The 8818-nt window shown below is 42.9% G+C and carries 9 protein-coding genes; 6 read left to right on the top strand and 3 right to left on the bottom strand.

What is annotated here, in order from left to right; genetic code table 11:
• Positions 1-1037 (bottom strand): SAM-dependent methyltransferase (locus F6J94_RS25150; protein ID WP_293045153.1); only part of this gene is annotated, 1037 nt, incomplete at its 3' end.
• 258 nt (positions 1038-1295) lie between these two features.
• On the bottom strand, positions 1296-2993 hold the full coding sequence (locus F6J94_RS25145) for a serine hydrolase (protein ID WP_293045151.1): 1698 nt from the start codon (positions 2991-2993) through the stop codon (positions 1296-1298).
• A 16-nt stretch (positions 2994-3009) separates the two neighbouring features.
• Between F6J94_RS25145 and F6J94_RS25140 the strand changes: the two genes are divergently transcribed.
• Entirely contained in the window at positions 3010-3186 is a 177-nt protein-coding gene (locus F6J94_RS25140) for a hypothetical protein (protein ID WP_293045149.1), read from the top strand.
• 63 nt (positions 3187-3249) lie between these two features.
• A complete protein-coding gene (locus tag F6J94_RS25135) occupies positions 3250-3519 on the top strand; it encodes a LuxR C-terminal-related transcriptional regulator (protein WP_293025003.1) in 270 nt (89 codons plus the stop codon).
• Positions 3520-4026: 507 nt separating this feature from the next.
• Here F6J94_RS25135 and F6J94_RS25130 read toward each other — a convergent pair.
• Positions 4027-4344, bottom strand: a complete 318-nt coding sequence (locus F6J94_RS25130) for a DUF4342 domain-containing protein (protein WP_293045147.1) — start codon at positions 4342-4344, stop codon at positions 4027-4029.
• 167 nt (positions 4345-4511) lie between these two features.
• Here F6J94_RS25130 and trpB point away from each other — a divergent pair, with 167 nt between their 5' ends.
• From trpB to F6J94_RS25110, 4 genes are all read left to right on the top strand, one after another.
• The gene (trpB, locus tag F6J94_RS25125) at positions 4512-5777 is read left to right on the top strand and encodes a tryptophan synthase subunit beta (RefSeq protein WP_293024999.1); all 1266 of its coding nucleotides are present in this window, start codon (positions 4512-4514) and stop codon (positions 5775-5777) included.
• A 514-nt stretch (positions 5778-6291) separates the two neighbouring features.
• Complete coding sequence (locus F6J94_RS25120) at positions 6292-6942, top strand: ribonuclease H-like domain-containing protein (protein WP_293045145.1); 651 nt, start codon at positions 6292-6294, stop codon at positions 6940-6942.
• 82 nt (positions 6943-7024) lie between these two features.
• A complete protein-coding gene (locus F6J94_RS25115) occupies positions 7025-7150 on the top strand; it encodes a hypothetical protein (RefSeq protein ID WP_293045143.1) in 126 nt (41 codons plus the stop codon).
• Between the two features lie 228 nt (positions 7151-7378).
• On the top strand, positions 7379-8818 hold a 1440-nt coding region (locus F6J94_RS25110), incomplete at its 3' end, for a histidine kinase dimerization/phospho-acceptor domain-containing protein (protein WP_293045155.1).

Below are 8818 nucleotides of genomic sequence, written 5' to 3'. Positions count from 1 at the left end.
TCACCAAGCAAGGGTTGTTTCTTGGTGAAACCTACCTTACCCAAACCACATAAGTCTCCTTGTCGCTCTAAGGCAGTAAAATCCACATGAGCAGTAATGTCTTGTTCGCCGATATAACTATAGGGGTTATTATGGTGCCGGTGGCGATAATAACACTGTAATGTTCCCTGATCACGGGCTGGCAAATAATACTTTTGGGCTGGATAGCCATAATCAATGGTTAGGAAAAAGCCCTTGTTTAACCATTTCGCAACCGTTTTAATCCAATCCAGTGCGGCGAGATTCACCTCAGAGCGATAACCCTCTGGATAGGAACCAGAGAACAAATTAATACCTACCAAATCAAAATACTCTCTCAGTTGCGGTGTAGAAGGGGTATCTAAAACTTCTACAAACTTAATGTCATCGCCATCCTGCTCAACAGTTGCGATATAGATTTCTTTGAGATCTCCTGCTTGCAGCACAACTTGATGTACCGGTAACGCATCAACCAATTCGTTAGAAAAACAGCAACCAGTCAGGGAATTGTCTTCTATTTCTTCCCAAGAACACCACCGCACAGGTAACGAGTGCTGGTGATGGTCGAGTCTGGGTAGGTTTAGTTTCAACAACAGCTGCTTCTGTTGAGCAATCATTGCTGTTGCCTTTTCCACAATGATGTAATTTACGGCACCATAGCAATCTGGGTAGTGCTGGTGCAAGTAAACTAGAACATCTGCTGCTAGGAGTCCCTGTCCTGCTCCCATTTCCATCAGAGTAAAGGGATTAGGTTGTCCGAGGATATCCCACATTTGGGCAAACTGTTCAGCAAGTAACTCCCCGAAGTCTTTTCCTAGGTGGGGTGAGGTGAAAAAGTCTCCTGATGAACCAATGTTAACTGCACCACTGGCGTAGTAACCTAGCTGTGGATGGTATAGTGCTAAGTCCATGTACTGGGCAAAGGTAATTCGCTGGTTAGGTGCTGTAGCAATGTGATTAGCAATTACCTTAGGTAGGGGTTGAGTAGATGGAAGGTTTGAATTCAAGAAATTAGTCATTAGACTTCTTGCAGAAGTCGGGAATAGGGAACAGGGAACAGGGAACAGGGAACAGGGAACAGTGGACAAGAATTGACGGAAACACGATCAGAAAACTAATTTTGTAAGAGGTTTATTATACATATATACCATTTCTGGTACTTATGAGGTACAGACAATTTCATTCTACCTACTCCCTACTCCCTACTCCCTACTCCCTACTCCCTACTCCCTACTCCCTACTCCCTACTCCCTACTCCCTACTCCCTTTCCTATAGCTTACGTAGACACTTTTTTATTAGCCGTGAATACCCCATTGGGTTGAGTAATCACTGCTTGAGTCACAACCCCACCATTATCGATAGTGAAGTTAATACTAAATCCTGATAAATCTTTAAGATTAAATTCGGTTCCTTGGTAAGGAACTAACTCTATCTCTGGCTGACCAGCTAATAAGGCAACTAGTTTATTATCTTTGATCAAGATAGTTATGGATTGACCAGAAAACTCATATTCACCCACAAATTTTTCCATAAAACTAGTGGTTAAAATGCTTTGGTCAGGGATTCGTTCAAATACAATATCCTTCACCGTCGGTTCTAGAGGTATGGACAGTCTCTGAATATTTCCTTTGGGGTCATTAAAGAATGATAATAGTTGAAAATTATCAGAGGATTCTGATAGTAATTCAAAACTATCATAGTGGTAGTGCTTTAGTTCTTCAACGATGGAATTATAAGTTGCCGTTAACTGCTGGTCTTTGAGCGCAATGGAAAGTATTCCGTATCCGGGATGCTCAAAATCTCCTGTGTAATCTTCTAGGGGATGTGATGGTTGAGTGCCAGTTTTAGGCTGTGGTTTGGTGTTCTGTTTGCCTTGTTCAGCAGCTTGTTTAGCTTCCTCAAGCTTACTCTTAATCCTTTCATTCCAAGGAACTTCGTCGAGACCGAGCAAGCGATCGCAAATGTGATAAGTTATAATACTTCGCAATTCGGTTCCTTGGAGATTGGTGAGAACTACCACACCAATTTTATCTTGAGGCATCAACGTTGTCAGGGCAAAAAATCCGTCAATACCACCGCTATGCTGAACGTGATTATGACCTCGGTAGGCAGTGAGGTTCCATCCTAATCCATAAGAGGAATGCCAGAATTCCGGATACCCAAGGGATGACGGCCTCACGATTTGTGGCGTATACATCTCAGTCAGAATATCAGGGTTGATAATCTGCTTATTCTCATAGTTTCCCTGGTTTTGATGGAGTAGAAGCCACTTCGCCATATCAGTAACATTGGAATTAATAGAGCCAGCAGGACCAATAGTGTCGATATTGCGAAATGGGATGGCTTTAACTACGTCATCTTTCTCTCGATAAGGAAGGGAAAAATCGTCAGTCTCCTGGGATTTGACAACGGAAAAATTGCTGTCTACCATCGACAAGGGATTAAAAATTTCCTGCTGAACAAATTCTTCCCAGCTGCTCTCGGCAATTTGACCGACTAAGTAGCCAGCCGTAATGTACATCAAATTTTGATACTGATAGACACTCCGCAATTCATGATTAGGTTCGAGATACTGTAAGCGCTCAACTATTTCTTTACGAGTGAAAGGACTGTTATACCAGATAGCATCGTGACCGGGTAAGCCAGAACGATGAGTGACTAGGTCACGGAGAGTCATGTGTTCACTAGCATAGGAATCGTATAGTTTAAATGTGGGCAGATAATGTCTAACTGGTTTATCCCAATTTAATTTTCCTCGCTGAGCCAAGATGCCCATAGCCATTGTGGTAAACGCTTTAGTGCAAGACCCAATCGCAAAGAGGGTTTTAGAGGTTACTTTTAAGCCTTTTTCTACATCCCTAAAACCAAAGCCCTCACAAAAGATGATCTGGCTATCGTGAACAATAGCGACTGCCAGCCCTGGGACTTTCCACTCTTCCATTCTCTGGTTAATAAAATCACTCAGACCTTCCATTAGTTGCTCTCCATTGATGTTAATTTCAGAAGTTTCGACGCCAGTTGCTCATCTGACTCCCCACACTTCCCACACTTCCCACACTCCTCCCACACTTCCCACACTTCCCACACTCCTCCTACTCCCCTTTCCCCAACTCCTCCTTGTCCTGTTTATTGATAATCACTTAATTTCCCCATGGCAAATTAAGTGAAGCGGGTCACCATTGGCGGTAAAATTAGATAAGATAGGTATATCTACTAGAGAAAAATTACTTATGGCTAGTGGTAAATCCCAGACTCCCGCAACTCTGTCTTACCGCGAATTGCAAATCATCGAACATGTAGCGGCTGGTTTAACCAATCTCGAGATCGCCCAGGAGCTGGCAATCAGTAAGCGCACTGTTGATAATCATATCAGTAACATTCTGACCAAAACCTGCACTGATAACCGGGTTGGTTTGGTTCGTTGGGCCTTAAAGTGGGGCAAAGTTTGCTTGAATGATGTCAATTGCTGTCCTTTACCAGCCCCTGGTCAAACCCAGTGATACCAATCACTCATCCAGTCCCGGAGATTATTGAATCATTACTTACTGATAGTTTTCAGAACTGATAGCTTTGAGAGTCGGCTTGATGCTAGGATTAGGAAGTTTTGCTCAGGTTTATTTAATTAAGTTGGTTTAACTAATTTTATTTTTTAAAGCCACCAGTTCAGCACCTCAGGGGCTCTCTTAACCGCCCAGCTACAGAGCAAGAAACCCATGATTATGTAAGTCACACTGGCATAATTAGTTTAGTTGTCCAGGATGACTTCTAGGCTTTTGGCTGACTGCTGATCACTCAAAGCTGATCACTCAAAGCTGATCACTCAAAGCTGATCACTCAAAGCTGATCACTCAAAGCTGATCACTCAAAGCTGATCACTCAAAGTTGACCGCTCAAGGTATATCTTAAGTATATCTTAAGATATACCTTGAGCGATCGCGGGCAATCTTTCTCTAGGATGTCCCATACCTGTTTCGGGGTTAGGGTAGATCTCGTAGATATCTAGACTGCTATTCCTTTCGTTCCACTACTACTTTCAATCGAGCCGCCAATGCCCCGATCGCTCCCAGGGCGACTAACCAAGGAGCCAAGAAAATAGCAGTAAATCCTCCTAATACGCCAAAAGTTAGCGGAATCTCCAACAAAATCCGATCCTGCTCATTTTTGATCATAATTCGGCGAATATTCCCCTGATTAATTAGGTCTTTAACTTTGTCAATCAGGTCATTACCACTAATACTGAATTCTTCGACACTGACCTTTGGTTGAACATCTGCCTCTACGGAATTGGAGTGATTGTTAATTTGTTGATCAGTTGGTTCATTCATGGTAAGCTGCTAAGGCACCGGCTTGGTCATTATGGTCATTACTTTTCTACATTAGCTCGAAAATAATTGTTAGTGTTGATACAAAATGCTAGAAGACTGGTGGTAAAGCATTTTGGGTTTTATAATATATATTCGAGATGTTCGTTCTATAATTGTTTGACACCGCTGTGACTAAAACCCCCCTACCCCTTAGTATCGGCGACCAGAGGGACCAAGCGACCCAACAACCGGACGCTTTGGGACGTTTTGGTAAATTTGGTGGCAAGTATGTTCCAGAAACCTTGATGCCTGCTCTAAGTGAACTAGAGCAGTCTTTTGAGCAATACCGTAATGACCCGGATTTCCAACAGGAACTACAACAACTGCTGCGAGACTATGTGGGACGTCCTAGTCCTCTGTATTTTGCTGAACGTCTGAGTAACTACTATACCAAATCTGATGGTAGTGGACCACGGATTTATTTAAAACGGGAAGATTTAAATCACACCGGTGCTCACAAGATTAATAATGCTCTGGCTCAGGTATTGCTAGCCCAGCGCATGGGTAAGCGGCGCATCATTGCTGAAACGGGAGCGGGTCAGCATGGTGTGGCTACCGCAACAGTATGTGCTCGATTTGGTCTCGAATGCGTCATTTATATGGGCGTTCAGGACATGGAACGGCAATCCCTGAATGTGTTTCGGATGCGGCTACTGGGAGCAACGGTGCAACCGGTATCGGCTGGGACTGGTACTCTCAAGGATGCTACCTCGGAAGCGATTCGAGATTGGGTGACAAATGTGGAAACTACTCACTATATCCTTGGGTCAGTGGCAGGTCCTCATCCTTACCCAAAAATGGTACGGGATTTCCATGCTGTGATTGGCCAGGAAACTCGCGCTCAATGCTTGGAAAAGTGGGGCGGTTTGCCGGATATTTTGTTAGCTTGTGTCGGAGGTGGCTCCAATGCCATGGGCCTGTTCCATGAGTTTGTTAATGAACCCTCTGTGCGGCTGATTGGAGTAGAAGCAGCAGGCGCTGGTGTAGATTCTGCTAAACATGCGGCTACTCTAACTAAGGGACGACCAGGAGTGTTGCACGGGGCAATGAGTTATTTGCTCCAAGATCAGGATGGTCAGGTGCTCGAAGCTCACTCGATTAGTGCTGGATTGGACTATCCTGGTGTTGGTCCAGAGCATAGCTATTTGAAGGATAGCAGTCGGGCAGAGTATTATAGTGTTACAGACAAAGAAGCGGTGGCTGCGTTTCAACGCTTGTCTCAGCTGGAGGGAATTATACCGGCACTGGAAACATCTCATGCGATCGCATATCTCGAAACTCTGTGTCCCCAACTCAGTGGTAATCCCCAGATAGTGATTAACTGTTCCGGTCGGGGTGATAAGGATGTGCAAACTGTTGCTAAATTTATGTCAGCTCAGACCTCGAAAGATTAAGAAAATAAAAAATACATAGGAAATGTGGACTGTCAAGGGTAAATTGTAAACTACGATACAGTAATTCCTAGAAATTAGAGCCCAGCTTTTAGCCAGCCTGCTCATGCCAACACCATTGCTCAAGATTAGTTTGGGAATGCTGATCTTTGCTGTGGAATTAACCCAAGTTTTTATCAAGGGTGGTTAACTCTAGTAACCACTGTGATTTATTTGCTAGTTATGGTGCTATAACATCGCTTTACAGCGATAACTAAAACTACTAACTGACACTACTAACTGACACTACTAACTAACACTACCGGTAGTGGTTAGTCTCAGTGGTTACTGTCATCTTAACGAATAACTATGCCGTAGACCTTCTGATCATGGGAACAGAAACGGTACCCCATAGGAGCATCGAATAAACCAAATCCTGGGAGTTATCCCTAACAATACTATCGCATCAATACTATCGCATCAAACATTATCCCATCCAACAAACTTCTAGAACCTACAACCTATAACCTTTGAACCAATGACCAACACAACTGTAATTGAAGAATTGAAGGATTTTCAAGTTTGCGATCGCGATTTACCCGAATCTATATGCCAAGAGTATCTAAGGGCAGATTCCCTCGCCGTGGATACGGAAACCATGGGACTGATTTACCAACGCGATCGCTTATGTCTTGTACAGCTGTGTGATCCACAAGGACGAGTCACCTTTGTCCGCATTGACAAAGGACAAACAGAAGCACCCCGATTAAAACAGTTGTTAGAAGCGACTAATGTGCTCAAAGTGTTTCACTTTGCTCGGTTTGATGTCGCTATGCTCATGCAAAATCTCGGTATTGAAGTCAATCCTGTATTCTGCACCAAGATTGCTAGTAAGTTAGCCCGCACTTATACTAGTAGCCATGGTCTCAAAGAGTTGGTCAAAGAGCTAGAACGGATAGATTTGGATAAAAGTGCTCAGAGTTCTGACTGGGGTAATGTTGCTAACCTCTCCGATGAGCAGTTGGAATACGCTGCTAATGATGTACGCTACTTGTTAAATGTGCGGCAAAAACTGATCAATATGCTGCAACGGGAAGACCGGTGGGAATTAGCTCAACAGTGCTTTGAGGCGTTACCGACTATGGTATCTCTCGATTTGTTGCACTATCGAGATGTATTTGAACATTGAACAATCGGCGTTGGTGAATCTTCTTTTGAATAGGAGTAGAGTGGGCATCCTGCCCGCCTGGGAATATATTGAAACTGGCAAGATGCCAGTTCCACCAAGATGCCCGTTCCACCAAGATGCCCGTTCCACCAAGATGCCCGTTCCACCAAGATGCCCGTTCCACCAAGATGCCCGTTCCACAAAAGTCTTAAAATCATTCCATTATTAAGCAACGCCGAATAATCAGAGACTGTTCAGAAAGTAGATATTAAAACACTGATTAGTCCCTGACTATTGGTGGGTTACCGGAGATAGCTCCTACAGTCTCGTTGCCTAACTTAACCGATGCCAGGAGCTAAGCAAAGTTTAACAAACAGTTTCCAAGCTCTAAAATCCAACTTAAACTAGTAGAGGGGGGTGTGACCCATAGCCCCTCCAGGAGATACCAGTGAAACGTATGTTTAGTTGGAAACGTGCCCAAATCCCCTTGTGTTTGGGTGCTTTTTTGATATCAGTACTGATTAGCCTATTAACCATAGCACCTAGTCAAGCACAATCTCAGGCAACTAAAACCTTGCCGCGATTGGAGATTACCCAAGGATGGCACTATCTCTGGGGTGATGTTTCTATCAATAACCTCCATAATGCCAAGCTTTGTCCTAAGCTCGAGATTTCCAACGGCGACCCTTGCTGGAAAGAATTTACGTTTCCAGAAAGACTATGGAAGTCACCGCAAGATCAACAGCAAAACAATGTTTGGTTAGGGGTTAGGTTACCAGAGGGTAAATTGCAATCTCCCACTCTTTATCTCGGAGCAGTTCCCAATATACTAGAAGCTTATTTAGATGAGCAACTGATTTATACCCGATTATCCCCTAACTCATTGCCTCCAGGTCATGGTGAAGGGTATCAATGGCCAATTGTTCCTCTTGATTCAAATTTTTCCGGCAAATCATTGTTCATTAATGTTTATGTCGGTGGTGAGCAGTCTATTTACATCGGTTTTTTCGACCGGATAGTTATTGGTTCTAAATTTAACGTAATTCGGTGTTTATTCAAAGACGAAATAAGCACTATTTTAGGCTGCATTTTTATTTTAATTGGGCTGTGGTTTAGTTTAACCTGTGTATTCCGGTCTCAAGATAAACGATTGATTCTAGCCTTTGCATTATTAGCCATAGCTGGTGGCATTTACAACCTTAGCCAATCAACCATTGTTCCCTTATTATTTAAGGATTCAATGAATTGGGAGTATAGTCGATATACGGCTTTTTGTTTTCTTCCTATTCTGAGCCTGATTGGTTTTGAACAAATATTTGGTTCAGGGTATTTTTCCATCATCCAGCGGTTATGGCAAATTCACATAATTTATTCCGTAATTTCTTTAGGATTAATTTTTATCTACAACAGTTCCTGGTTGTATGAGATATATATTGATCACTACCTGCTCCTGGCTAGTACAATAATTTTATTGATCCATGCTATTCCTATAGCTATTAATAAGAGAAACTATTCTGCGAAAATATTTAGTTTAGGATTATCTATCCTGGCTATAACAGCAATGCATGATATTTTAGTTTATCGCTTTGAACCGGAAAGTTGGTATCAACGATTCTATCCTTGGGGAATGTTGCTGTTTATCCTATCCTTAGGATTAATTTTAGAACGACGATTTGCTGAAACCAGGCGACTGCTAAAGGAATATAACCAGAAACTAGAAACCAAGAATGCTGCTCTTCAGGAAATGGATCAGCTCAAAAATGAATTCTTAGCTAATACATCTCATGAACTGAAAACACCTCTGAATGGCATTATCGGCATCGCTGAATCTCTGATTGATGGAGCAACAGGTGAGTTATCCCAGTCAACAGCATCTAATCTTTCTCTGATTGTCTCA

This window comes from Moorena sp. SIO1F2 (assembly GCF_010672755.1).
Taxonomy (GTDB): Bacteria; Cyanobacteriota; Cyanobacteriia; order Cyanobacteriales; family Coleofasciculaceae; genus Moorena.
This window is presented reverse-complemented; position numbering and strand designations above follow the sequence as displayed.

Coding starts and splice junctions, on each gene's coding strand:
- F6J94_RS25140 (WP_293045149.1), top strand. CDS start 3,010: ATGTTAATTTCAGAAGTTTCGACGCCAGTTGCTCATCTGACTCCCCAC.
- F6J94_RS25115 (WP_293045143.1), top strand. CDS start 7,025: ATGCCAGTTCCACCAAGATGCCCGTTCCACCAAGATGCCCGTTCCACC.
- F6J94_RS25145 (WP_293045151.1), bottom strand. CDS start 2,993: ATGGAAGGTCTGAGTGATTTTATTAACCAGAGAATGGAAGAGTGGAAA.
- F6J94_RS25135 (WP_293025003.1), top strand. CDS start 3,250: ATGGCTAGTGGTAAATCCCAGACTCCCGCAACTCTGTCTTACCGCGAA.
- F6J94_RS25120 (WP_293045145.1), top strand. CDS start 6,292: ATGACCAACACAACTGTAATTGAAGAATTGAAGGATTTTCAAGTTTGC.
- F6J94_RS25130 (WP_293045147.1), bottom strand. CDS start 4,344: ATGAATGAACCAACTGATCAACAAATTAACAATCACTCCAATTCCGTA.